Source organism: Paenalcaligenes hominis, from assembly GCF_011927625.1.
GTDB classification, from domain to species: domain Bacteria; phylum Pseudomonadota; class Gammaproteobacteria; order Burkholderiales; family Burkholderiaceae_B; genus Paenalcaligenes; species Paenalcaligenes hominis.
Genome location: NZ_JAATIZ010000003.1, coordinates 180,251 through 205,532, shown reverse-complemented (window position 1 = coordinate 205,532; position 25,282 = coordinate 180,251). Strand labels below are relative to the sequence as shown.

At 47.1% G+C, this 25,282-nt stretch carries 16 protein-coding genes; 5 read left to right on the top strand and 11 right to left on the bottom strand.

Annotated features, from left to right (window positions below; all coding sequences use genetic code 11):
• Window positions 1-25: 25 nt before the first annotated feature.
• Window positions 26-721, top strand: coding sequence for a FadR/GntR family transcriptional regulator (locus GGR41_RS08085; protein WP_167661416.1), 696 nt, complete (start codon window positions 26-28; stop codon window positions 719-721).
• 18 nt (window positions 722-739) lie between these two features.
• On the opposite strand, the gene GGR41_RS08080 is transcribed toward GGR41_RS08085, so the two are convergent.
• The 4 genes from GGR41_RS08080 to GGR41_RS08065 all read right to left on the bottom strand — a co-directional run bounded on the left by GGR41_RS08080 (window position 740) and on the right by GGR41_RS08065 (window position 6,696).
• Window positions 740-1,546: a quaternary amine ABC transporter ATP-binding protein gene (locus tag GGR41_RS08080; RefSeq protein WP_077734098.1), complete on the bottom strand. Its 807-nt coding sequence runs from the start codon at window positions 1,544-1,546 to the stop codon at window positions 740-742.
• Window positions 1,547-1,554: 8 nt separating this feature from the next.
• Entirely contained in the window at window positions 1,555-3,525 is a 1,971-nt protein-coding gene (locus GGR41_RS13350) for a glycine betaine ABC transporter substrate-binding protein (protein WP_167661415.1), read from the bottom strand.
• Between the two features lie 167 nt (window positions 3,526-3,692).
• Window positions 3,693-5,024, bottom strand: a complete 1,332-nt coding sequence (locus GGR41_RS08070) for an MFS transporter (protein WP_167661414.1) — start codon at window positions 5,022-5,024, stop codon at window positions 3,693-3,695.
• Between the two features lie 22 nt (window positions 5,025-5,046).
• Entirely contained in the window at window positions 5,047-6,696 is a 1,650-nt protein-coding gene (locus GGR41_RS08065) for a GMC family oxidoreductase (RefSeq protein WP_167661413.1), read from the bottom strand.
• 159 nt (window positions 6,697-6,855) lie between these two features.
• Here GGR41_RS08065 and GGR41_RS08060 point away from each other — a divergent pair, with 159 nt between their 5' ends.
• The gene (locus GGR41_RS08060; RefSeq protein WP_077734099.1) at window positions 6,856-7,620 is read left to right on the top strand and encodes an IclR family transcriptional regulator; all 765 of its coding nucleotides are present in this window, start codon (window positions 6,856-6,858) and stop codon (window positions 7,618-7,620) included.
• Between the two features lie 75 nt (window positions 7,621-7,695).
• On the opposite strand, the gene rpsJ is transcribed toward GGR41_RS08060, so the two are convergent.
• The 5 genes from rpsJ to rpsL form a co-directional block, all read right to left on the bottom strand.
• A complete protein-coding gene (gene rpsJ / locus GGR41_RS08055) occupies window positions 7,696-8,007 on the bottom strand; it encodes a 30S ribosomal protein S10 (RefSeq protein WP_077734100.1) in 312 nt (103 codons plus the stop codon).
• 68 nt (window positions 8,008-8,075) lie between these two features.
• Entirely contained in the window at window positions 8,076-9,266 is a 1,191-nt protein-coding gene (tuf, locus tag GGR41_RS08050; RefSeq protein ID WP_077734101.1) for an elongation factor Tu, read from the bottom strand.
• Window positions 9,267-9,342: 76 nt separating this feature from the next.
• Window positions 9,343-11,445, bottom strand: coding sequence for an elongation factor G (gene fusA, locus GGR41_RS08045; RefSeq protein ID WP_167661412.1), 2,103 nt, complete (start codon window positions 11,443-11,445; stop codon window positions 9,343-9,345).
• Between the two features lie 16 nt (window positions 11,446-11,461).
• Window positions 11,462-11,932 carry a 30S ribosomal protein S7 gene (gene rpsG / locus GGR41_RS08040; protein WP_077734103.1) on the bottom strand — a complete coding sequence of 157 codons (471 nt, stop codon included), beginning with the start codon at window positions 11,930-11,932 and terminating at the stop codon, window positions 11,462-11,464.
• A gap of 153 nt (window positions 11,933-12,085) precedes the next feature.
• Entirely contained in the window at window positions 12,086-12,457 is a 372-nt protein-coding gene (gene rpsL, locus GGR41_RS08035) for a 30S ribosomal protein S12 (protein ID WP_077734104.1), read from the bottom strand.
• 406 nt (window positions 12,458-12,863) lie between these two features.
• On the opposite strand from rpsL, the gene GGR41_RS08030 reads away from it, so the two are divergent.
• Genes GGR41_RS08030 through GGR41_RS08020 form a run of 3 tightly spaced genes read left to right on the top strand, consistent with a single transcriptional unit; the run spans window position 12,864 to window position 16,645 of the window.
• Window positions 12,864-13,568 carry a response regulator transcription factor gene (locus GGR41_RS08030; protein WP_167661411.1) on the top strand — a complete coding sequence of 235 codons (705 nt, stop codon included), beginning with the start codon at window positions 12,864-12,866 and terminating at the stop codon, window positions 13,566-13,568.
• A gap of 2 nt (window positions 13,569-13,570) precedes the next feature.
• Window positions 13,571-14,662: a FecR domain-containing protein gene (locus GGR41_RS08025; protein ID WP_167661410.1), complete on the top strand. Its 1,092-nt coding sequence runs from the start codon at window positions 13,571-13,573 to the stop codon at window positions 14,660-14,662.
• 3 nt (window positions 14,663-14,665) lie between these two features.
• On the top strand, window positions 14,666-16,645 hold the full coding sequence (locus GGR41_RS08020; RefSeq protein WP_167661409.1) for a CHASE2 domain-containing protein: 1,980 nt from the start codon (window positions 14,666-14,668) through the stop codon (window positions 16,643-16,645).
• 158 nt (window positions 16,646-16,803) lie between these two features.
• Here GGR41_RS08020 and rpoC read toward each other — a convergent pair whose 3' ends face one another.
• Together rpoC and rpoB are read right to left on the bottom strand one after the other, a co-directional pair.
• Window positions 16,804-21,012: a DNA-directed RNA polymerase subunit beta' gene (gene rpoC, locus GGR41_RS08015; RefSeq protein ID WP_077734108.1), complete on the bottom strand. Its 4,209-nt coding sequence runs from the start codon at window positions 21,010-21,012 to the stop codon at window positions 16,804-16,806.
• Window positions 21,012-25,127, bottom strand: a complete 4,116-nt coding sequence (gene rpoB, locus GGR41_RS08010; protein WP_167661408.1) for a DNA-directed RNA polymerase subunit beta — start codon at window positions 25,125-25,127, stop codon at window positions 21,012-21,014. Before rpoB ends, rpoC begins: the two co-directional genes overlap by 1 nt.
• Between the last annotated feature and the right edge of the window lie 155 nt (window positions 25,128-25,282).

The following is a 25,282-nucleotide window of genomic DNA, read 5'->3' as shown; positions in this document are numbered from 1 at the left end:
CTCTTTGATGTCATTACTTTGAAATATGAATACTCCGCCTTCCCCACTTCGCCGCTCAGGAGAGGTACTCGAAACTCTCCGCATCCTGTTAGAAAGTCCCGACTATCCGCCCGGTACTAAGCTAACACCAGAGCGCGAACTTGCCCTTATGCTAAATACGAGCCGTAGAGCATTACGGGAGGCACTGTATGTATTGGAGTCAGAAGGGAAAATTGAACGGGTACCTGGTCGCGGCACAATCGTGCTCGACCCAGAAAACAAAGAGTTTTTAATTCAGAGTGTTTTACATCACACCAGTCCACTCGAAATTCTTGATGCACGCTATATGTTAGAGCCTGCTTTAGCCGCGGCGGCAGCGGTCCATGCCAGTCCGTATGACTTAGCTCGTATTCAACAATATTTTGATAAGACCTTAGATGCAGCCACGCATTCCGAATGGGAAAAATGGGACGCTTTGTTTCACAACAGTTTAGGAGCGGCAAGCAACAACCCGATTCTTAAGCACTTTTACGATGTCTTGACGCATGCGCGTACGTCTACCGAATGGGGTAAATTACGTAAGAAAACATTGACTGAAAAAAAACGGCTTCATTACATTCACCAGCATCAGGAAATTATTGATGCGATTAAAAGCCGTAATGCAGAGCAAGCCGCCTTGGCTATGCGTCTGCATTTAACATCTGTGCGTAATAGCTTGCTTAAAGTATTACTACGAAATTAATAGGGCCGTATTTCCACCTTAACGTTTTGGCAAAAAATGCGCCACATAGTCGTTTACAGGCGAATGCTGAATATCTAGCGGTGAGCCAGCCTGCTCAACACGACCATCTCGCAAGATAACAATATGCTGTCCAAGCTTTAGGGCCTCATCAATGTCATGTGTTACAAACACAATGGTTTTATTTAGCTTTTGCTGCAGGTCTATTAACTGATCTTGCATTTCCTGCTTGATTAGTGGGTCTAATGCAGAAAATGCCTCATCCATTAACACGATTTCGCTATCAGTAGCTAATGCCCTAGCTAGACCCACACGTTGGCGCATACCGCCGGATAACTCATCGGGATAGTGATATTCATAGCCGGCTAATCCCACTTTATCTACCCACTGCTTAGCTAATTGCTCTTGGGTTTGTTTGGACTCATGACGGACTTTTAACCCCAGTGCGACATTGCGCAATACATTTAAATGAGGCAATAAGGCAAAGCCTTGGAAAACCATACTCATTTTCTGACGTCGAAGTTCGCGTAATTGCTCTAGTGAGTACTGTAGGATGTCTTCGCCATCGACACGCACCTCGCCTTTGGTGGGATCAATAAGACGATTGATATGGCGCACGAGTGTGGATTTGCCCGAACCAGACAGGCCCATAACACAAGAAATTTCACCTTTCTTAAACGTAGCGCTTACGCCTGCTAAGCCAATGTTCAGCCCCGTGGCCTCTTGTACCTCGGTTTTGCTGTGCCCTTGTTCGAGTAAACGCACGGCTTTTTCTGGTTGGGGCCCAAAAACTTTAATGAGCTGGTGGAGTTCAATTTTGTTTTGCATGCGATTACCTACTTGGTCTGAGGCCGACGTTCACGGTGCGGTTTGCCATACGCTTGGGTAATGCGGTCAATGACGATGGCTAAAATCACAATGGCTATACCTGCTTGTAAGCCCCGTCCTATATCTAATGTTTGAATTCCTGCTAAGACATCTTCACCTAAGCCTTGGGCACCAATCATTGAAGCCACCACAACCATAGACAATGCCATCATGGTTGTTTGATTAATACCAGCCATAATGCTGGGACGAGCCAAAGGCAGACTGAGCTGCGTCAACATCTGCCAGCGTGTGACACCAAATGACTGCACCGCCTCTACCAGTTCGTGATCAACTTGTCGGATGCCTAAACTAGTTAGGCGGATGAGAGGAGGCACCGCATAAATGACGGTTGCAAATAACGCTGGTACTTTGCCTAAGCCAAACAACATAAGAACGGGTATCAAATAAACGAAACTGGGCATGGTTTGCATCATGTCGAGTAACGGCATCACAAGGCGTCGTATGATTCGTACCCGTGCCACAAAAATGCCTACGGGAATGCCTATGACAATAGATAAGGCGGTGGACACGACCACTAACGCCAATGTTTGCTGTAGTTTGCCCCATAACCCCATCGCCCCTATCAGAAAAAACCCCATACTAAATAACAGTGCCATCTGCACTTTACGTGTGGCATGCCAGCTTAATAGGGCAATGAAGGCCAGCATTAACCAGGGGGGCGTACTGACAAATAAGCGCTCGAGGGGATGCAGCACCGATTGCAATAACACATGACTTACCGACCTAAACGCATCACCCGTATTGCGCACAAGCACCGTCAGGTAATGATTAATTGATTTAGCCATGGACCAATCAGGAAAAAACGAGGCATCAATGGCGAGATCCGTGTCAATTGGATCGTGATAGAGAGCGAGCAATCGTTGTGCAACCGGATCGGGCACCCATTCTGCCCACACCTCTGGGTGCGCTTGCATAAAACGCTCTGCCACTTGAGGCCCGGTTAACTTTTGTTCTGCCATATCTAATATGGCTTGGTTCACCGTCGCAGCAGGCAATGAATAGTTTTCAAAAAAATCGATTAATAAGGGGTGCGTTTGAACAAATGGCTCGGAGACCGCTATGCGTAAATGAGAAACTAAAAAGTCAGTCTTACATGCCTGATCAGACTGCGCTACGATGGCTTCCCAACATGTGCGATCAAAGGGATACTGTTCTAGGCGGGTGAAGTCGTATTTCGCCATTAACCCTGCGGGCTGCCAGTAATAAAATAAAATGGGCTCACGACGCTCGTAGGCCGAACTAATAGCCGCATCTAAAGCCGCGCCAGTTCCTGCTCGAAAATTTTCATAGGTGTGGTCGAGGCCAAGTACGTTGAGTAAGCCTGTATTGGTCGTCTCACACACCCAGCCTGTGGGGCAGTTGTAAAAACGCCCTTGATCTGACTGAGTAGGGCTTTTAAAAAGCGGGGCGTATTCAACTAGTTGATCTACCGTTTTTAACTCGGGCGCTACTGGCTCTATGCCTTGTGACGCATCCCCTTGGATCAAGTACGTAGGTACATACCACCCTTGTTCAGCGCCCCCTTCCAGAGTGTCGCCCACCACTTTTACTTGTCCCGCCTTAATCCCTTTTTCGATGATTTCCGTTCGACCGTCCCAGAGCTCAGCCAACACTTGAATGTCGTTTTGCGTTAATGCCACCTCTAGCGCTGCAGAACTACCTGGTACGACCTCTACCTGGCACCCATAGCCTTTTTCTAGAATCGTCGTTAGCAAATATGTGGAAAATGCGGCACTTTCCCACGCTAAATCACCGAATCGAATCGGTTCAGTACCGCAATCATAAGTTGGTAAAGAAACCGCGGAGGAAGTGGTATCCGCCTGAGCCGATCTTCCTATAAAAAGCGCTAGTCCTATCAAGACAGTTAGTGTCACCCACCTGAAATGACAAAATAAATAATTTCGTGTTGGACTGACCATGCTAACTCCTTGTATGCGCATCAACGACATCATTAAGCATTGCGCTCTCTTTAGCAAAAGCCAAAGCATTTTATTTCATTCGCACACGAATTATATCAAGGCTAATTTTTTAAACCTAGACAAAAAACGAGGCAATTAGCCTCGTTTTTTTATGATTGAGCAATGACTTAGGCTTCTTTCAGTTGATTTTGAGTATAGGCGCTTTGTGCTATAGATTGTTTATCTTTAGAACGTTTAATAGACCAAGCGCTTAGTGCGGAAATAACACCGACGATGCTGACATAGCCCGCAACGTACCAAGGTTGATTATCATTGGCGTGCAATAGTGCAGTAGCAATCATCGGCGTGATACCAGAGGCAAAAATACCCGAAAATTGATACACGAATGAAATACCGGTGTAACGCACATCGGTATCAAACAGTTCACAAAACAGTGCTGCCTCTGGCCCATACACAGACGCATACAAGATGCCAAAAGGCACAATAATGGATAACCAAACTATCAATATGTTATCCACATTTGCTGTCATTAGATACAGGGCAGGAAAAGCAGAGACACCGGTAATTAGGGAACCCCAAAAATACGTTTTAGTACGACCGACTTTATCGGACAATGCGCCAAACAATGGAATACTAAAACACATCACCAAGGACGCAATTAATACGCCTGTTAATGCTGTGGTGCGATCCATGCCTAAATCATTACTTAAATAGCTAATACTAAACACACCAAAAATATTGAAAAACACACCATCAATATAACGAGCCCCCATGCCGCGTAAAATATTGCCCGGGTAGTTTTTCAGCATACTTAAAAATGGCTGTTTATTTTCTGCGTTATTGGCCTTCATTTTTTCAAATTCTGGACTTTCTTTTACTGCGACACGGATATAAAGCCCTAGCAAAACTAATAAAGCGGAAAGTAAAAAGGCAACGCGCCAACCCCAAGCATAAAAATCTTCTGGACTTAGCAGGGCAGTCAACAACGCCACTACCCCAGAGGCCAAACATAAACCTAGGGCCAAACCCACCTGAGGCCAAGAAGCATACAAGCCACGTTTATTTTTTGGTGCGTATTCATAGGCCATTAATACAGCCCCGCCCCACTCACCCCCTAGCCCAATACCCTGCAATATGCGACATATAAGTAATAAAATAGGCGCCCAAATCCCAATGCTTTCATAAGAAGGGATGAGTCCAATCGCAAACGTGGCTGTGCCCATCAAAATTAACGTAGCAATTAAGGCCCCCTTACGACTGACACGGTCGCCAATATGGCCAAAGATAATACCTCCTAGAGGTCTTGCTACAAACCCAATCGCAAAAGTGGCATAAGCCAACATGGTGCCAACAAATGCATCATCCGAAGGAAAATACAGCTTATTAAAAACGAGTCCTGCAATCACTCCATATAGAAAAAAGTCATACCATTCGATGGTGGCACCAATGACGGATGCGCGAATGACGCGATGCACCTCTTGTTTCTTTTCTGCTTGCATGGTTTGTCTCCTAGGTGTTGTATTAGGCTACTGCGCTGTATTCCGGTGAAGGAGAAAGATGTTTTTTTTGATCCTCTAAAATCATTGTTGCGGCTTTTTCTGCAATCATCACCACAGGCACGTTGGTATTACCTGAGACGAGTGTAGGCATAATGGAAGCATCCACCACGCGTAACCCCTCTAGGCCATGAACTCGCAACCTGTCATCAACCACCGCCATTTCATCGTGCGCTGACCCCATCTTTGCCGTGCCAGAGGGGTGAAAAATCGTAGCGCCATAATTACGACAAAACTCCAACACCTCCTCGTCACTTTGTTGGTCTAAACCTGGACGGTGCTCACGAATTAAAAGCTCACCTAAGGGCCCTGTACTGGCGATGCGTCGCGCTAGTCGCACCGAGGCAATGGCTGTTCTACGGTCGAGATCAGTACTGAGGTAGTTAGGGTGAATGGCCATAGACTGCGCCGGATCAGTGCTCTTTAAACGCATATAACCTCGAGACTCTGGTCGAAGCTGGCACACCGAAATGGTGCAACCTGAAAAGGGATGAACTTGGCCACCGGCTTGATCGGCAGAAAGTGTGCCAAAATGAAACTGCACATCCGGTGTTTTTGCTTCACCAGGCAAGGCATAACAAAAAGCTCCCCCTTGGTTAATGCCAATGGCTAATGGCCCAGATCGTGTCAACAACCATTGCAGGCCGATTTTGCTTTTGCCCCATAAGTTTCTTAATTGATCGTTATTGGTGATGGGTTTAGCTACCTCATAAATCAGACGCAACTGCAAATGATCTTGTAAGTTTTCAGCCACCCCTTTAAGGTTTTTTTGTACAGGGATTCCCATTTTCATTAGCTCTTCGGCTGGCCCAATCCCAGACAACAACAATAACTGAGGACTCTGTATGGCCCCTGCGCTTAGAATCACTTCTTTTTTGGCTCGTATCGTGTGCTTTGCATTGCCTTTATGGCTTAGCTCAATACCTACTGCACGATTATTTTCAAGCAATACGCGGTGCACTAAGTGTTCCGTTTTAATCGTTAAGTTTTGTCTTTGCTGTGCTGGGCGCAAATACGCTACCGCTGTGGATTGGCGCAAGCCATTTTTAGTTGTGAGCTGGTAATACCCTACGCCAAACTGATCGCCTGAATTAAAATCGTTAACGCGAGGAATCCCCTCCATTTGAGCTGACTCGATAAACGCATCGACTAATTCATGATTAGCAGGAATTGAAGTCGCACTTAAGGGGCCGTCTTTGCCTCGCGTTTCACTGGTTGGTAAGTCATTGTTTTCTAATTTGCGAAAATAAGGTAGGCAGTCTTCCCAGCTCCAGCCTTGATTGCCCAAGCTTGCCCACTGATCGTAATCTTGCTTTTGACCACGGATAAAGATTAATCCGTTGATGGAACTACAACCGCCTAATGTTTTACCTCTAGGCCAGTAAAACTGACGCTGATTCATATGCGGGTCAGCTTCCGTTTCAAAGCCCCAATTCAAATCTTTATTAAACATGGTTTTGCCATAACCGATAGGGATATGAATCCACATGTTTTTATCGGCGGGGCCTGCCTCAATCAAGCACACTGAAAAGCGCCCATCTTCACTTAAACGATTGGCCAACACACACCCGGCCGAACCGCCTCCCACCACAATGTAATCGTATTGCTCTTGCATAACGGTCTCCTTTATTATTATTTTTAATGTAAGGAGTTAGATGGTTGACACCTATAGGGTTTATGCGCAAAAAACCATCAATGGAACCAACTGTTTCAAAACAGTGTCATTTTCAAGTTAAGCTAGAGACAATTATAAAAACTATTGGAGACACGACTCATGCTTCACCATAATGGGCCCATACGTGCGTTATTAATCGTAGAGGCCTTAGCTAACTCTTCCGAGCCGCTCAGCTTGAATGAACTCATACACACAACCGGTATTCCTAAAAGTAGTTTAATTCGTCATTTACACAGTCTGAGTCAGGCTGAATTTATTATCCGCTTGCCTGAGCAGCTCGGCTATACCATTGGAACACGTAGTTTACGACTCAGTGCTAACGCCCTGCATTCCACACGCTTTAGTCGTTCGGCACGCGCTATTTTGAAAAAGCTTGTTGCTAAGATCAATGAGTCGTGCAATTTAACGATTTTGGCAGAGGACTCTGTTCGGTACTTAGTGCGCGTTGAAAGCGATGCGCCCTGGAGCCTCCAGCTGTATGTCCAACCGAATACGCCTGTGCCCTTACACTGCACGGCAAGTGGTAAGCTTTTTTTAGCGCACCTTGCTTTGATAGAGCAAAAAGCGTATTTGCATCGTTTAGAATTAAAAGCGTTTACTAAAAACTCGATCACTGATGTGTCAGTCTTAAAAACCGAACTCGAAACCAGTAAACGTCAGGGTTTTGGAATAGATAATGAAGAGTTTGTGACGGGCATGGCGGCTATTGCTGTGCCTATTTATGATCCTAAAGACTCTTCTAAAGTATTAGCTACCGTTGCCTGCCATGCTGTGACCGCACGGACCAGTTTAAGTAAGCTTCTTTCCTATCGACCTGTTATGGCTCAGGCTGCAACCGAAATTGCTACCTTACTTCAATCATAGGAAAGCAAAAAAACCGAATACTGTTGAGTATTCGGTTTTTTAATAACCTCGTAATCACTACGCGGTTAAATGTTTTTACTGTAGTGCGATTTCTACATCTACACCAGCAGGTAGATCTAAGCGCATCAAAGCATCAACTGTTTTATCAGTTGGATCAACGATGTCCATTAGACGCTGATGAGTGCGAATTTCGAACTGATCACGTGCTGTTTTGTTGACGTGAGGAGAGCTCAAAATGTCGTAGCGACGAATACGTGTAGGTAGAGGTACAGGACCACGAACTACAGCACCGGTGCGCTTAGCCGTATCCACGATCTCGGCTGCGGACTGATCGATGAGTTTGTAATCAAACGCTTTTAAGCGAATGCGGATTTTCTGGTTTTTCATGTGGATTCCTAAAGAACGAAATAAACGGGGGGAGAAAAGCCCCCCGCCATCATAAACTAAAAATTAGTTTATTTGATGATTTTAGCTACCACGCCAGCGCCAACGGTACGGCCACCTTCGCGAATCGCGAAACGTAGACCTTCTTCCATAGCGATAGGAGCGATCAAGGAAACGTTCATGGCAACGTTGTCGCCAGGTAGAACCATTTCTTTGTCTTCAGGTAGCTCAATGGTACCGGTGACGTCAGTCGTACGGAAGTAGAACTGAGGACGGTAGCCTTTAAAGAATGGGGTGTGACGACCACCCTCTTCTTTGGACAGAATGTACACCTCGGCCGCAAAGTCGGTGTGAGGCTTGATCGAACCGGGAGCCGCTAGAACCTGGCCACGCTCAACGTCTTCACGTTTGGTACCACGTAGTAGTACACCCACGTTATCGCCAGCTTCACCTTGGTCAAGCAACTTGCGGAACATCTCTACACCAGTACATGTGGACTTAACGGTGTCACGAATACCAACGATTTCGATTTCCTCGCCGACTTTCACCACACCACGCTCGATACGACCAGTTACTACAGTACCGCGACCGGAGATGGAGAACACGTCTTCAACAGGCATCAAGAAGGTACCGTCAACCGCACGCTCGGGTGTTGGGATGTAGCTGTCTAGTGCAGCAGCCAATTCCAATACAGCGGGGTGACCCAAAGGACCCATGTCGCCTTCAAGCGCTAGCTTGGCAGAACCTTTGATGATTGGGGTGTCGTCGCCAGGGAAATCGTAGCTGGAAAGTAGCTCGCGCACTTCCATTTCTACCAACTCGAGCAACTCTTCATCGTCAACCATATCGGCTTTGTTCAAGAACACAACAATGTAAGGCACGCCAACCTGACGGCTTAACAAGATGTGCTCGCGTGTCTGAGGCATGGGGCCATCAGCAGCGGAACATACCAAAATCGCGCCGTCCATCTGTGCTGCGCCGGTGATCATGTTTTTAACATAGTCAGCGTGACCAGGACAGTCTACGTGTGCGTAGTGACGGTTAGGGGTTTCGTATTCTACGTGTGAAGTAGAAATAGTGATACCGCGTGCTTTTTCTTCAGGAGCTGCGTCAATTTGTGCGTAGTCGCGTGCTTCGCCGCCGTATTCTTTGGCTAGAACTGTACAAATAGCTGCAGTTAATGTAGTTTTACCGTGGTCAACGTGACCAATGGTACCAACGTTGACGTGCGGTTTAGTCCGTTCAAACTTACCTTTTGCCATGATTTATCCCATCAATGTTTTCAGAAAACAAAAAATTTAAAGCTGCCCATCATCTGACGGGCAGATAGTTTGTGATTTACTTGCTACGAGCACTAATGACTTCGTCTGCTACGTGCTTAGGTGTCTCAGCGTATTGCTTGAACTCCATGCTGTAAGTAGCGCGACCTTGTGTTTGTGAACGTAGGCTTGTGGAGTAACCGAACATCTCAGCCAAAGGTACCTCGGCTTTAATGACTTTTCCACCACCTGGAATGTCTTCCATACCTTGAACCATACCACGGCGAGATGATAGGTCACCCATCACTGTACCGGCGTATTCTTCAGGTGTTTCGACTTCCACGGCCATGGTTGGCTCAAGTAGGACAGGGTTTGCACGACGCATACCCTCTTTGAAACCCATTGAGGCAGCCATGCGGAACGCGTTCTCGTTCGAGTCCACATCGTGGTAAGAACCGAAGAACAACGTAACCTTAACGTCTACAACTGGGTAACCTGCTAAAACACCAGCGTGTAGTGTTTCTTGGATCCCTTTGTCGACGGCGGGGATGTATTCACGAGGAACCACACCACCTTTAATTTCATCAACGAACTGGTAACCACTGCCGGGTTCCATTGGCTCGAGTTTGAGCACAACGTGACCGTACTGACCGCGACCACCGGATTGACGTACAAATTTACCCTCAACCTCGTTACATGTAGAACGAATGGTCTCGCGGTAAGCCACTTGTGGCTGACCAATGTTGGCTTCTACACCAAACTCACGACGCATACGGTCAACAAGAACCTCGAGGTGAAGCTCACCCATACCGGAAATAATGGTTTGACCAGACTCTTCGTCGGATGACACACGGAAAGACGGATCTTCTTGTGCCAAACGGGATAGGGCCACACCCATTTTTTCTTGGTCGGATTTTGTTTTTGGTTCTACAGCCTGAGAAATAACAGGCTCTGGGAACTCCATGCGCTCTAGAACAATGTGGTTGCTCATATCACATAGGGTTTCACCTGTGGTGACGTCTTTTAGACCCACTACCGCAGCAATATCCCCTGCAACTAGCTCTTTGAGCTCGGCGCGGTTATTAGCGTGCATCTGCAAAATACGGCCAATACGCTCGCGTTTGCCTTTGATGGGGTTATAAACAGTATCACCAGAGCGTAATACGCCTGAGTACACGCGTACGAAAGTAAGCTGACCCACGAAGTTGTCAGTCATTAGCTTGAAAGCTAATGCGGACATTGGGGCACCATCACTGGCTTCGCGTGAGATGTCATTACCGTCGTCGTCTTGACCTTGAACTGCAGGAATATCTACAGGAGAAGGCATGTAGTCGATAACGGCGTCAAGCATACGCTGAACACCTTTGTTTTTGAAGGCTGTACCACACAATACTGGCTGAATTTCACCAGCTAGGGTACGTAAACGAATACCTTGGTTGATTTCGGCTTCGGTTAGTTCGCCTTCCTCTAGGTATTTGTTCATGAGCTCTTCGTTAGCTTCAGCTGCGGCTTCTACTAGCTTTTCACGCCACTCTTCGGCTTCATCTTGTAGCTCAGCTGGGATGTCTTGGTATTCAAATTTAATACCATAGTTTTCATCTTCCCAGATGATGGCTTTCATTTTGATCAAGTCGACCACGCCTTTAAACTGGTCCTCGGCACCGATAGGTAGAACTACAGGTACAGGATTTGCTTTTAGGCGGAGTTTGGCTTGTTCTACGACTTTGTAGAAGTTAGCGCCCGTACGGTCCATTTTGTTGATGAACAACAAACGGGGTACGTTGTATTTGTTAGCTTGACGCCATACGGTTTCAGACTGAGGCTGAACACCACCTACAGAACAGTACACCATGACCGCGCCGTCGAGAACACGCATAGAGCGCTCTACCTCGATGGTAAAGTCAACGTGCCCGGGAGTGTCAATAATATTGACGCGGTGTTCTGGGTAGTTGCCAGCCATACCGCTCCAGAAAGCAGTAGTAGCGGCCGAAGTAATTGTAATACCGCGCTCTTGCTCTTGTTCCATCCAGTCCATAGTGGCGGAACCCTCGTGGGTTTCACCTAGCTTATGGCTTACACCGGTGTAGAACAAAATGCGTTCAGTCGTAGTGGTTTTACCAGCATCAATGTGAGCTGAAATACCAATATTACGATAGCGCTCGATAGGGGTTTTGCGGGCCATGATCTATGTCCTTAGATTACCAACGGAAATGGCTAAACGCTTTGTTCGCTTCGGCCATTCGATGCGTGTCTTCACGCTTTCTCATTGCACCACCACGACCTTCTAAAGCATCGAGTAGTTCGCCAGCTAAGCGTAAATCCATGGATTTTTCGCTACGCTTTTTAGCGGCTTCGCGCAACCAGCGCATAGCTAACGCCAAACGACGTACTGGGCGGACTTCTACAGGCACCTGGTAGTTTGCACCACCAACACGGCGGCCTTTCACTTCGACGACAGGCTTGATGTTGTTGATTGCTGTATTAAATACTTCGATCGGATCTTTGCCGGTTTTTTCCTGGATATGATCGAATGCACCGTAAACAATACGTTCGGCTACAGCTTTTTTGCCGGATAACATGACCACGTTCATGAATTTAGCTAGCTCTACGCTACCAAATTTCGGGTCAGGTAGAATTTCTCTTTTGGGTACTTCGCGACGGCGAGGCATTGTATTTTCCTTGTGACTATTCAGTTGAACCGTTTCACGGTCTTGACCACTTATGTATAGAAGTGATCGCTTACATACCTGGGCTTTTAATGGTGCACAGGTTGCACAGACTGTGACCAATACACGTATTGATCAGCGGAAACTAAAAAATGATTATTTAGGGCGTTTTGCACCGTATTTAGAACGGGCTTGTTTACGGTCTTTAACACCTTGTAAGTCAAGGGCACCGCGAACGATGTGGTAGCGCACACCAGGCAAGTCTTTTACACGACCGCCACGGATTAGGACTACAGAGTGCTCTTGCAAGTTGTGACCTTCACCACCGATGTACGAAATAACTTCGTAACCGTTAGTTAGACGCACTTTAGCTACTTTACGTAGCGCAGAGTTTGGTTTTTTAGGAGTGGTGGTGTAAACACGAGTACATACACCACGGCGCTGAGGGCAGTTTTCTAGCGCGGGGCTTTTGCTACCCGGACGAGCTAGACCACGTGGCTTGCGCACGAGTTGACTAATAGTTGGCATAACCTCGACGTATCCTTTACGTACAATATAAACATCCGCACAACATGTGTGTACATATTGTGTTGGGGAGGAATAAATACACGATATCCGCCCACACGAAGTCTGTAAACGTAAAAGAGCGGATTCGAGCATTAAAGAATAACTCTTAATTATGAGATACTAGAGCTCTGCATGTAAAAGAGTTATTTACTTATCAGGTAACCAGCAAAGTATCCTTGAAAGTAAGCCATTTAATTTACCGCAAATAATCAAGCTAGTCAAGGTTTTGCAGGGTTTAAGCCACGTTTTTACTTTGTTCAAAAACGGTTCTGTTAGGTGCTAATGGCGCAACAAGTGTAATCTATGCGCATTCCCTTTATATATTTACTTTTATAGCCAGCTCTATTTAGAGCATTTAAAGGTTGCCATGAATATAGCCTCTCTAGAAGATGATCCCGTTCAAGCTGAAGTCATTCAAAAAAGTTTAACGAAAGCGGGTTATAGCTGCACTGTGTTTTCAAGCGGAAAGTCATTGCTATCCGCCTTAACCAAACCACATCAGTTCGACATGCTTCTGTTGGACTGGGAAGTCCCCGATGTGAGTGGGTTAGATGTATTGCATTGGGTACGTGATAACTTAGGCTATGCTTTACCCGTTTTATTCTTAACTAATCGTTCGGACGAAGTGGACTTAGTCCAAGGTTTACAAGCCGGCGCAGACGATTACATGAATAAACCTATCCGCGAAGGCGAACTAGTTGCCCGTGTCCAAGCTCTGTTACGGCGCGTCAATCCTATTACTCAAAGCAATGCCCCTTTTGACTTTGGCGTCTATCATATAGACCCTTTTAACAATAAGATTCTATTACGCGGTCAAGAGGTTATTCTTGCCCCTAAAGAATACGAGCTCGCCCTCTTATTATTTAGGAACCCAGGTCGGCTTTTTTCACGAGATGTATTAAGTACAGCGGTATGGAATCGAGAAATTCCAGCGACTTCACGTACCTTAGATACTCATCTTTCTAACATTCGCCGCAAGCTAGCGTTACGTCCAGAAAATGGCGTCAAACTCAATGCTTCGTATGCTCTGGGCTATCGTTTAGAGTCTTTACTTGACGACGTCACATCTTAACTATGATCAAGCGCATTTTTTTTGCTCTGCTGATTAGCCTAGGCTTGCTTGGTGCAAACTACTCACATGCCGAACCAGCCGGTGCCATAGGCAACAATTTTATCTATATTGTTGAACCTGGCGACACGCTTTCTGAACTCGCTACACGTTATACTACGCGCTCAGAAGTATGGCGTCAGTTACAAAAGATTAATAATGTTCACGATGAGTTAGCGCTGCCCATTGGAAAGCAACTTCAGATACCTTTTCCGTTGATCCCTGTGGTGGCAACCGGTGCAGAGCTTACTCATACGCAAGGCAGTGTCTGGGTAAATGAACGCCCTACATCTAGGGCCCAGTTATTAAAAGCAGGCGATAGTATTCGTACTGGTGCCAATGGGTTTGCCACTCTTAAACTCGAAGACCAAAGCACGCTTTCATTACCTAACAATAGCCAACTGCATATCCGTCAGCTTAATGCGTTTGAACGTGCGCGTTTAACTGATGCCATTTTGGAACTACAAGCTGGCACGGTAGAAAGCCGTGTGGCCCCCGAACACACCGGTGTGGGCCGCTTTGAAATTCATACCCCATTAAGCGTAACAGGGGTGCGTGGTACTGATCTACGTATTCACACCGCGCATGGCATTGCGATGACGGAATTACTTAGTGGCAAAGCCCACTACGACACCAGTACACAGCAACACCTAAACTTAAAAGCAACTCAAGGTGTCAGCATTCAGGCCGATGGTACAAGTCAAATCGTTCCTTTGCTGACAGCTCCGTCTATTACCGCACCGGAACAGGGACGCCAAGGTTGGCAAGTTTCTCTTGATCCTATCGTGGGCGCTCAATACTATGTGGTCCAAATCAGTTTGGACCCCGAAGGTTCACAGCTAGTCAAGCATTACGAGGTACCGGCCACGCAAACGTTTATCCCTCTGCTCTCTTCTGGTGCCGGAGACCACTATGCGTTTATCCGCGCTGTGGATAAAGACGGCTTAATGGGGCTTGACGCTACTACCACTTTTCCAGGGCAACTGACTTTAGTGAGCTCGGACGGGTCAAGTGTAACCAGTGGTTTTGGTAGTCCTATTCTGTTGAATACTTATTAACCTATGTTTAGGCGCTTTCCTGCCGTTGAAGCGGATCGAGCACGATCTTATCTGTTGGCAGGGCAAATTAAACGCGATTGGTGGTGGACGACTATTTTGTTGGTCATCTTCACCATCATTCTATCGCTGTTTAAAACAGAGGCCGCTCTACAACGCCTTGACTTAGTTTTTTATGATTATCAGTCCTCGGTAGCTAAAAGCCCTGTCGCTCCAGATCGCACTACCACCCATACTGTGCTCATTATTATTGATGATTACAGCCTAGAAAAAATGGGCCATTGGCCATGGCGTCGTAGCGAATACGCCCGAGTGTTGGATTACTTGTCCTTAGCCAAGGCGGTGGGCTTGGATATTATCTTCCAAGATCATAATCCGATGTTCCCCGAGGATGAGGCTTTTTTAAGCTATAGCATTGCCCAGCATGGGCGGGTGGCCTTAGCTAGCACGGTGAATACCGCACAAACTCACGTTTATCTGCCAATTGAGTCGTTGGCAGAGGCGGCAGCAGCGATTGGCTATATCAATATCTATCCAGGCCGTGATGGGGTGGTGCGCAATGCACTTTTATACAAGGATACACTCCCGTCTTCTCCGTATCATTTCACCTTGGCTCTACTCGAGGCCGCAGACGAAACCGCTATCTTAAAACGGGTAGTCAACAACCCTATTGGCTCTAACCGCCTTATTCCTTTTATTGGACCAGCGGGGTCCTTTGAGACGTATTCTTTTTATGATGTGTTAAGTGGCAAGATAGCGCCTCAGGTGTTTGAAGACAAATACGTAATCGTTGGGGCATGGAGCAGCGGGCTAGGTGACTATTACCCCACCCCATTGTCTTCTCACAGTCATACCAGTATGTCTGGTGTAGAAGTACTTGCCAATATCCTTGAAAGCACATTAAACAATAATTGGGTTCAGACCCCAGGCGCTTTGCTAAGTGCCCTATTAAGTGTGTTACCTGTTTTATTTATTTGTTATGTATTACGTTCCCTACCTCCACGCGGTGCTATTTTTGGTACGGTGATTGTTTTACTATGGATTTTCATCGGCAGTTGGGTGTTACTTAATATCTTTAATTACTGGGTAGCACCTTCAGCCGCCATTATTGGCACCCTATTAGCGTATCCGGTCTGGTATTGGCGTAGTCAAGAAACCGTCATTCGTTACGTCAATAAAGAGCTCTATGAAATGCGCAAACAAGACCCTGTGCTTAGTCAAGCCATTCAAGCTAGCTCAGGGCCTAACTCACTGCCAGAACGTTTAGCGCATTTGCATAAAGCCATTGAATTACTGCGTGAGGCGCAACAACGCCGCGAAGAAACGCTGCGCTTTATTTCTCATGATATGCGTGCGCCTCAAAATTCCATTCTCTCTCTCATCAAAATGCAACGCGCCAATGAGCTAGACTTAGATGTTGGCACGTTATTGAGCAAAGTAGAAACCTATTCCAAAAGCACATTGGATTTGGTGGATGATTTTATGGACTTAGCTCGTGTTGAGGCCATGGAGTTATCGTATGAGACCACCTGCTTGAACGATGTCATTGCTGAGATCTGCGACGAGGCTTGGATCCGAGCCAAAACAAAACACATTACCGTACGCTTTGATGAGCCGGAAGACACACTGTGGGCGCCGATTGCTCCCAAACTATTCAAACGGGCCTTAGCCAATTTGATCGATAACGCAATTAAATACAGCCCCACCCATACCACTGTGCGCTGTGACCTCTTTCAAGTTGAGCACAGCATTATTATTACTGTCAGTGACGAGGGCTGGGGAATTCCCGCTAAAGACTTACCCACTATTTTCCAAGCATTTAAGCGCGCTCATTCTTATCGATCTGATGACCCGGCTGGAAGCGGTTTAGGCTTAGCTTTTGTGCATACTGTTATTGCCCGACATTTTGGAAAAATCACTGTGGCCAGCGTAGAGGATATGGGTACCGTTTTTACGATAGAAATTCCTGCCGAGACCCCGCTTTAATCACAGACTGATCCGTTATAGAACCTTCGAGCTAAAACAAAGGACGGCTCTGCCGTGCACGCTTTTACTCTCGCCTAAACAGCGGTTTTTTTCGCTCAAAAAGGGTAAAAAAAGGGCCGCCCCGTATGGGTGCGGCCCTTTTTTCGCAGACATGAGTCTTATTCTGCTGTATCACTGTCCTCTGTGGACGGTGTCTCCATGAACGGGTTTTCCTGTTCACGTGCAGCACGACGTTCTGCAATCTCAAACTCTTCTTTAGCATGACGAGCTTGGTGGTAAGCCATTCCTGTACCAGCAGGAATTAAGCGACCCACAATTACGTTTTCTTTCAGACCACGTAACTCATCTCGTTTGCCCATAATCGCCGCTTCAGTAAGAACACGTGTTGTTTCTTGGAAAGAAGCTGCCGAAATAAAGGAGTCGGTCGATAGAGAAGCTTTAGTAATACCCAACAATACGTTTTCGTATGTGGCGGGAATCCCTTTCTGGCCTTCTACGCGATCGTTCTCATTTAAGAGTTCGGAGCGCTCAACCTGCTCGCCGGTAATGAAGTCGGTATCACCGGCATTGGTGATATTCACACGACGCAGCATCTGACGCACAATCACTTCAATATGCTTATCGTTAATCTTCACACCTTGGAGCCGGTAAACGTCTTGAACTTCGTTAACCACATAGCTAGCTAACTGCTCGATGCCTTTCAGACGTAAGATATCGTGAGGATCGGGTGGACCATCAACGATGGTTTCGCCTTTATTCACGACTTGGCCGTCATGCACCAGAACTTGTTTTTCTTTAGGAATGAGGAACTCATGGCTTACCCCATCAAAGTCAGTAATGACCAGACGTTGTTTACCTTTGGTGTCCTTGCCGAAAGAAACAGTACCAGTAACCTCAGCGAGCAAACCTGCATCTTTAGGTGAGCGTGCTTCGAAGAGCTCTGCCACGCGTGGTAGACCCCCGGTAATATCACGTGTTTTCTGAGATTCCTGAGGAATACGTGCCAGAATTTCACCCACCGATACCTGTTGACCGTCACGTACGGTAATCAACGCACCCACTGGGAACGAGATATTTACCATATGGTCGGTACCCGCAATTTTGATTTCCTCGCCTTTCTCGTTTAAGAGTTTAATTTGAGGACGGGTTACGGTTTTACCACCACGTGTCTTCGGAGTGATCACCACCAAAGTGGTTAACCCAGTTACCTCATCCACTTGGCTGGCCACGGTGACGCCCTCTTCGATGTTTTCGAAGCGAACGGTACCTGTGTACTCAGACACGATTGGACGAGTTAATGGATCCCAACTTGCCACACGTTGACCGGCTTTGACGGACTCGCCATCATTCACAGCAATGGTCGCACCGTATGGGATCTTGTGGCGCTCACGTTCACGGCGGTTATCATCATAAATGATAATTTCGCCAGAACGAGAAATGGCGATGCACTCGCCTTTGGCGTTGGTCACATAACGTAAACCAAGCGCAAAGCCCACTTGACCCGCTGTTTTGGTCTCTACCGTACTGGTTGTTGCAGCACGAGATGCCGCACCACCAATGTGGAACGTACGCATCGTTAACTGAGTACCTGGCTCACCGATGGACTGCGCAGCAATCACACCAACGGCTTCACCTCGGTTAACTAAAGAACCACGACCTAGATCGCGACCATAACAATGTGCACATAAACCATGACGTGTTTCACATGTCAATGGAGTGCGGATTTTCACCTCGTCAATACCTAGCTGATCAATTAAGTCAACGGTATCTTCATCCAGCAATGTGCCAGCAACCACAACACTTTCTTGGGTGTCAGGATTCACGATATCAATGGCAGCTACACGACCTAGAATACGGTCACGCAATGGCTCAATCACCTCACCACCATCAAGCACTGCTTTCATGGTGTAACCACTGGTCGTACCACAATCGTTTTCCGTAATCACCAAGTCTTGTGTTACGTCAACCAGACGACGAGTCAAGTAACCGGAGTTAGCTGTCTTCAACGCCGTATCAGCTAGACCTTTACGGGCACCGTGAGTGGAAATAAAGTACTGAAGTACGTTTAGACCTTCGCGGAAGTTCGCGGTAATAGGTGTTTCAATAATGGAGCCATCTGGCTTAGCCATCAGACCACGCATACCTGCCAACTGACGAATCTGCGCAGCAGAACCTCGAGCACCTGAATCTGCCATCATGTAGATGGAGTTAAAGGACTCTTGGCGTGTTTCATTACCGTGACGGTCGACGACGGGTTCGGTTGCCAATTGTTCCATCATGGCTTTACCTACCTGGTCACTGGCCTTGCCCCAAATGTCTACCACGTTGTTGTAGCGTTCTTGGGCCGTAACCAAACCAGAGGAGTACTGCTTGTCGATTTCTTTAACTTCAAGCGCGGCTTTGTCGAGAATTTCAACTTTAGCGGCTGGCACTAGCATGTCATTCATGCCAATCGAAATACCGCCACGTGTTGCCAGGCTGAAACCGGACTGCATGAGCTTATCCGCAAAAATAACCGTAGCGCGTAAACCGCAACGACGGAAAGAGTGGTTAATTAAGCGTGAAATTTCTTTTTTCTTCAGCGCTTGGTTTAACAACTCGAACGGGAAACCATGAGGCAGAATCTCGGAAAGCAATGCACGACCTACTGTGGTCTCTACACGCTTTTTAGAGCCTTGCCACTCGCCCTGTTCATTTTTTTGGTATTCATCTACACGCACCGTAATGCGTGTTTGCAATTCCACTTCGTGACTGTCGTAGGCACGTTGGACTTCGCTGACATCCGCAAAGAACATGCCCTCGCCCTTGCCGTTTACACGAGCACGAGTAGCATAATACAAACCTAAAACGATATCCTGTGAAGGAACAATAGAAGGCTCGCCGTTCGCTGGGAACAGTACGTTATTAGAAGCTAACATCAAGGTGCGTGCTTCGAGCTGGGCTTCGAGTGATAACGGTACGTGTACCGCCATTTGGTCACCGTCAAAGTCAGCGTTAAACGCAGCACAAACCAGTGGGTGCAATTGAATGGCTTTACCTTCAATCAGCACTGGCTCGAACGCCTGAATACCTAAACGGTGCAATGTAGGCGCACGGTTAAGCATGACAGGATGTTCACGAATGACCTCTTCCAAGATATCCCACACCACGGGTTCTTGGTTTTCAACTAGCTTTTTAGCCGCCTTAATGGTGGTAGCCAAGCCCATCATTTCCAAACGATTGAAAATAAAGGGTTTGAAAAGCTCTAACGCCATCAGCTTGGGTAAACCACACTCGTGTAGTTTAAGTTGCGGACCCACCACGATCACAGAGCGACCGGAATAGTCAACGCGCTTACCAAGCAAGTTTTGACGGAAACGACCGCTTTTACCCTTGATCATATCGGCCAAGGATTTAAGCTGACGTTTATTAGCGCCAGTCATGGCTTTACCACGACGACCATTATCGAGTAAGGAGTCGACGGACTCTTGCAACATACGCTTTTCGTTGCGCAAGATAATGTCGGGTGCTTTTAGCTCGAGCAAACGCTTTAGACGGTTGTTGCGGTTAATCACACGACGGTAGAGGTCGTTCAGATCAGACGTAGCAAAGCGACCGCCATCGAGCGGCACCAAGGGGCGCAACTCGGGTGGTAATACGGGTAAAACCTCTAGGATCATCCAGTCAGGCTTAATCCCTGATTTCTGGAAACCCTCTAGCACTTTTAGGCGCTTAGAGATTTTTTTGATCTTGGCATCAGAACCTGTGGCTTTGAGCTCGGCACGCAGTGTTTCAACCTCGCGGTCGATATCAATGGTGCGCAACAGTTCACGGACGGCTTCAGCACCCATCAAAGCGTGGAAGTCGTCACCGTATTCTTCTGTTTTGCTCAGGTAGTCATCGTCTGACATGATTTGGCCACGTTTTAGTGGCGTCATGCCTGGATCAATGACACACCATGCTTCGAAATACAACACGCGCTCGATATCACGCAGTGTCATATCTAGCACCATCCCGAGACGGGACGGCAGACTCTTCAAAAACCAAATATGGGCAACAGGACATGCAAGCTCGATGTGCGCCATACGTTCACGACGCACTTTAGAGACAGTGACCTCAACACCACATTTTTCGCAGATTACACCGCGATGCTTTAAGCGTTTGTATTTACCACACAGACATTCGTAGTCTTTGGTTGGACCAAAGATCTTGGCGCAGAATAAACCATCGCGCTCGGGTTTGAATGTACGGTAGTTAATCGTTTCTGGCTTACGGACTTCGCCGTAAGACCAAGAACGAATCTTCTCGGGAGAAGCAATCCCGATGCGAATGGCATCGAATTGCTCTTCCTGATTGACTTGCTTAAAGAGATTTAATAGAGCTTTCATTATTTACGCTCCAAATCCATGTCAAGGGACAAGGATCGAATTTCTTTGACCAATACGTTGAATGACTCTGGCATACCAGCATCAATCACGTGATCACCCTTGACGATGTTCTCATAAACTTTAGTACGGCCTGCGATGTCATCAGATTTCACTGTGAGCATCTCTTGCAGCGTGTAAGCGGCGCCGTAAGCTTCTAGAGCCCAGACCTCCATCTCACCAAAACGCTGACCACCGAACTGTGCTTTACCACCTAGCGGCTGCTGTGTCACTAAGGAGTATGGACCAGTAGAACGAGCATGCATCTTGTCATCGACTAAGTGATGAAGTTTCAAGAAGTGCATATAACCCACTGTTACAGGGCGCTCGAATTGCTCGCCTGTACGTCCATCGTACAAGGTAATCTGTGTCCGGTCATCGCTTAGTTGTAGTTTCTCGGCGATAGGATCCGGGTACGCTAGCTCTAGCATTACCTTGATTTCCTCTTCGGTTGCGCCATCAAATACAGGCGTAGCCAAAGGCAAACCAGCACGTAGGTTTTGTGCCATTTCTAGAATTTCAGCATCGGTTAAATCAACAATAGCTGCTTTTTTACCGGTGGTGTTGTAAACCTTGTCTAGATAAGCACGAATTTCGGCAACTTGAGCACCTTGCTCTTGTTCGATCATTTCATTAATGCGATGACCAATACCTTTAGCTGCCCAACCTAAGTGAACCTCTAGTACCTGACCCACGTTCATTCGAGACGGAACACCTAATGGGTTCAATACGATGTCCACAGGGGTACCATCAGCCATGTGTGGCATGTCTTCAACGGGAGTGATGCGAGACACTACACCTTTGTTACCATGACGACCGGCCATCTTATCACCCGGCTGCAAGCGACGTTTAACAGCTAAGTAAACCTTAACCATTTTCAGTACACCTGGAGGCAACTCGTCGCCTTGGGTAAGTTTCTTGCGCTTTTCTTCGAACGCTAAGTCAAATTGATGACGTTTGTGTTCGAGGGAGTCTTTGGTTTGCTCTAGGACTAAAGCGTGTTCTTCATCCGCTAGGCGAATATCAAACCACTGCCAACGGTCATCAAGACTTTCCAAGTACTCAGCCGAAACCTCTGAACCTTTGGCTAAACGACGTGGACCACCGTTTACTTCTTTACCGTCTAGGAACTTGGCAATACGATCAAATGCATCGTCTTCAACAATACGTAGCTGATCGTTTAGGTCTTGGCGGTAACGACGCAGCTCGTCATCGATAATGGACTGTGCACGTTTATCACGCTCAATGCCTTCACGTGTGAAGACCTGAACATCAATAACTGTACCCACCATACCGGACGGCACACGTAAGGAAGTGTCTTTTACATCAGAGGCTTTCTCGCCAAAAATAGCACGTAAAAGTTTTTCCTCGGGTGTCAGTTGTGTTTCACCCTTAGGTGTAACCTTACCTACCAGAACATCATCCGCGCGGACTTCGGCACCAATGTACACAATGCCAGAGTCATCAAGACGGTTGAGTTGGGTTTCAGATAAGTTGCTGATATCACGTGTGATTTCCTCAGCACCTAGCTTTGTATCACGGGCTACAACGGTTAGCTCTTCGATATGAACGGACGTATAGCGATCATCTGCTACGACTTTTTCCGAGATCAAAATCGAGTCTTCAAAGTTATAACCATTCCAAGGCATAAAGGCGATCATCATGTTCTGACCTAAGGCGAGTTCGCCTAAATCGGTAGAAGCACCATCCGCCAATACATCACCACGAGCCACCAAATCGCCACGTTTTACGATAGGACGTTGGTTGATATTCGTGTTTTGGTTAGAACGTGTGTACTTGGTTAGGTTGTAGATATCTACACCCACTTCGCCGGCTACGTTTTCGTCATCGTTAACACGAATCACTACACGCTCAGCATCCACGTGATCCACAATACCGCCGCGACGTGCTTGTACTGTCGTGCCTGAGTCGACCGCAACTGTGCGCTCGATACCGGTACCCACCAAGGGCTTTTCAGGACGTAAACATGGCACCGCTTGGCGCTGCATGTTGGCACCCATCAAGGCTCGGTTCGCATCATCGTGCTCGAGGAACGGAATCAACGACGCGGCAACAGACACAATCTGTGAAGGAGCAACGTCCATGTACTGCACGTTGTCAGGTGACGTCATCAGGGTTTCGCCTGCTTCACGACACGCGACCAGATCATCAACAAAACGATGGTCTTCATCAAGCTCGGCGTTAGCCTGAGCAATGATGTAGTGGCTTTCTTCGATCGCAGAGAGGTAAACAATTTCCTCGGTCACCTGTTTGTTTTCCACTTTACGATAAGGAGTTTCTAGGAAACCGTATTCGTTCAAGCGGGCAAACAAGGCCATGGAGTTAATCAAACCAATGTTTGGACCCTCTGGCGTTTCAATTGGGCACACACGACCGTAGTGCGTTGGGTGTACGTCACGTACCTCAAAGCCCGCACGCTCGCGTGTCAAACCACCTGGACCTAATGCCGATACACGACGTTTGTGCGTGATTTCGGACAAGGGGTTGGTCTGATCCATAAACTGCGATAGCTGGCTGGAACCAAAGAACTCTTTGATGGCAGCAGAAATAGGACGTGAGTTGATGAGGTCATGCGGCATTAAGTTTTCACTTTCTGCTTGACCCAAACGCTCTTTAACAGCGCGCTCAACACGCACTAGACCCGCGCGGAACTGGTTTTCAGCCAACTCACCCACACAACGCACACGACGATTACCCAGATGATCAATATCATCAATCTGGCCAATACCGTTACGCAAGTCGACGAGCAGCTTGATTGTGTCAACAATGTCTTCGTCTGTTAGAGTCATAGGACCAGACGTGTCTTCACCACGGCCTAAACGGCTGTTGACTTTCATGCGACCCACACGAGACAAGTCGTAGGTTTCTTCGCTATAGAATAAACGCTGGAATAAAGCTTCTACCGCTTCTTCGGTAGGGGGCTCACCCGGACGCATCATGCGATAGATAGCAATACGTGCTGCCATTTGGTCAGCAGTATCATCCGTGCGCAATGTGAGAGAAATATAACCACCTTGATCAAGATCGTTGATATAAAGGGTTTCAATCTCACGAATATTAGCGGCACGCATCTCGACCAACATCGTTTCAGTCAGCTCATCGTTGGCTTTGGCAATGACTTCCCCTGTTTCAGGGTTCACCACGTCTTTAGCTAAAGTGCGACCTACCAAGGTGTCTTCAGGGATAGAGATGTAATCGATTTTGGCTTCGTCTAAGAGACGAATATGACGCGCGTTAATACGTTTGTCTTTTTCAACGATGATGTTGCCGTCACGATCTTTAATATCAAAGCTCGCCACTTCACCACGCCAGCGTTTGGACACAAACTGCAAGCGACCGCCATCGTCTTGAAGATCGATGTGATCAAACTCAAAGAAGTGTGCCAAGATGGCTTCAGGTGTCATACCAATCGCTTTAAGCAAGATGGATACAGGCATCTTGCGGCGACGGTCAATACGGAAAAAGAGAATATCTTTTGGATCGAACTCAAAATCGAGCCACGAGCCACGGTAAGGAATTACGCGCGCAGAAAACAGCAATTTCCCCGAGCTGTGTGTCTTACCACGGTCATGTTCAAAGAACACACCTGGTGAGCGGTGTAATTGCGATACGATTACACGCTCTGTACCGTTGATGACAAAAGAACCGTTTTCAGTCATTAAAGGCATTTCGCCCATGTAGACTTCTTGTTCTTTGACTTCCTTGACGGTAGGTTTGCTTACCTCGCGATCCATTAGGACCAAGCGTACCTTAGCACGCAAAGGTGAAGCGTATGTCAGGCCGCGTAATTGACATTCTTTCACGTCAAAAACAGGCTCACCAAGCACGTAGCTAACAAACTCTAGCCGTGCCATTTGGTTATGACTTACAATGGGGAAAATGGAATTAAAAGCTTCTTGCAGACCTTCGTTTTTACGTTCCGAAGGTAAGACGTCACGTTGAAGGAACGTCTTGAAAGACTCCAGCTGTGTTGCCAATAAATAAGGAACCTGCTGTACGTCTTCACGTTTGGCGAAGCTCTTGCGTATGCGCTTTTTTTCGGTGTACGAATAAGGCATGAGCACTCCGACTCAAGGGTTACACGGGCCGTCAACCACGACCCCGGTTTACGACTCTAGAAAACCTAACTCATGGTGTTGAACGGGTTGAATCTATAGGTTTTCTGGAGACGCAAAAGCCCGGGAAGGCAAATTTAGCGCTTCCCGGGCAATCA

Excerpts from the sequence above, each read along its gene's own strand:
- GGR41_RS08085 (WP_167661416.1), top strand. The coding sequence starts at position 26 with ATGAATACTCCGCCTTCCCCACTTCGCCGCTCAGGAGAGGTACTCGAA.
- GGR41_RS08080 (WP_077734098.1), bottom strand. The coding sequence starts at position 1,546 with ATGCAAAACAAAATTGAACTCCACCAGCTCATTAAAGTTTTTGGGCCC.
- GGR41_RS13350 (WP_167661415.1), bottom strand. The coding sequence starts at position 3,525 with ATGGTCAGTCCAACACGAAATTATTTATTTTGTCATTTCAGGTGGGTG.
- GGR41_RS08070 (WP_167661414.1), bottom strand. The coding sequence starts at position 5,024 with ATGCAAGCAGAAAAGAAACAAGAGGTGCATCGCGTCATTCGCGCATCC.
- GGR41_RS08065 (WP_167661413.1), bottom strand. The coding sequence starts at position 6,696 with ATGCAAGAGCAATACGATTACATTGTGGTGGGAGGCGGTTCGGCCGGG.
- GGR41_RS08060 (WP_077734099.1), top strand. The coding sequence starts at position 6,856 with ATGCTTCACCATAATGGGCCCATACGTGCGTTATTAATCGTAGAGGCC.
- rpsJ (WP_077734100.1), bottom strand. The coding sequence starts at position 8,007 with ATGAAAAACCAGAAAATCCGCATTCGCTTAAAAGCGTTTGATTACAAA.
- tuf (WP_077734101.1), bottom strand. The coding sequence starts at position 9,266 with ATGGCAAAAGGTAAGTTTGAACGGACTAAACCGCACGTCAACGTTGGT.
- fusA (WP_167661412.1), bottom strand. The coding sequence starts at position 11,445 with ATGGCCCGCAAAACCCCTATCGAGCGCTATCGTAATATTGGTATTTCA.
- rpsG (WP_077734103.1), bottom strand. The coding sequence starts at position 11,932 with ATGCCTCGCCGTCGCGAAGTACCCAAAAGAGAAATTCTACCTGACCCG.
- rpsL (WP_077734104.1), bottom strand. The coding sequence starts at position 12,457 with ATGCCAACTATTAGTCAACTCGTGCGCAAGCCACGTGGTCTAGCTCGT.
- GGR41_RS08030 (WP_167661411.1), top strand. The coding sequence starts at position 12,864 with ATGAATATAGCCTCTCTAGAAGATGATCCCGTTCAAGCTGAAGTCATT.
- GGR41_RS08025 (WP_167661410.1), top strand. The coding sequence starts at position 13,571 with ATGATCAAGCGCATTTTTTTTGCTCTGCTGATTAGCCTAGGCTTGCTT.
- GGR41_RS08020 (WP_167661409.1), top strand. The coding sequence starts at position 14,666 with ATGTTTAGGCGCTTTCCTGCCGTTGAAGCGGATCGAGCACGATCTTAT.
- rpoC (WP_077734108.1), bottom strand. The coding sequence starts at position 21,012 with ATGAAAGCTCTATTAAATCTCTTTAAGCAAGTCAATCAGGAAGAGCAA.
- rpoB (WP_167661408.1), bottom strand. The coding sequence starts at position 25,127 with ATGCCTTATTCGTACACCGAAAAAAAGCGCATACGCAAGAGCTTCGCC.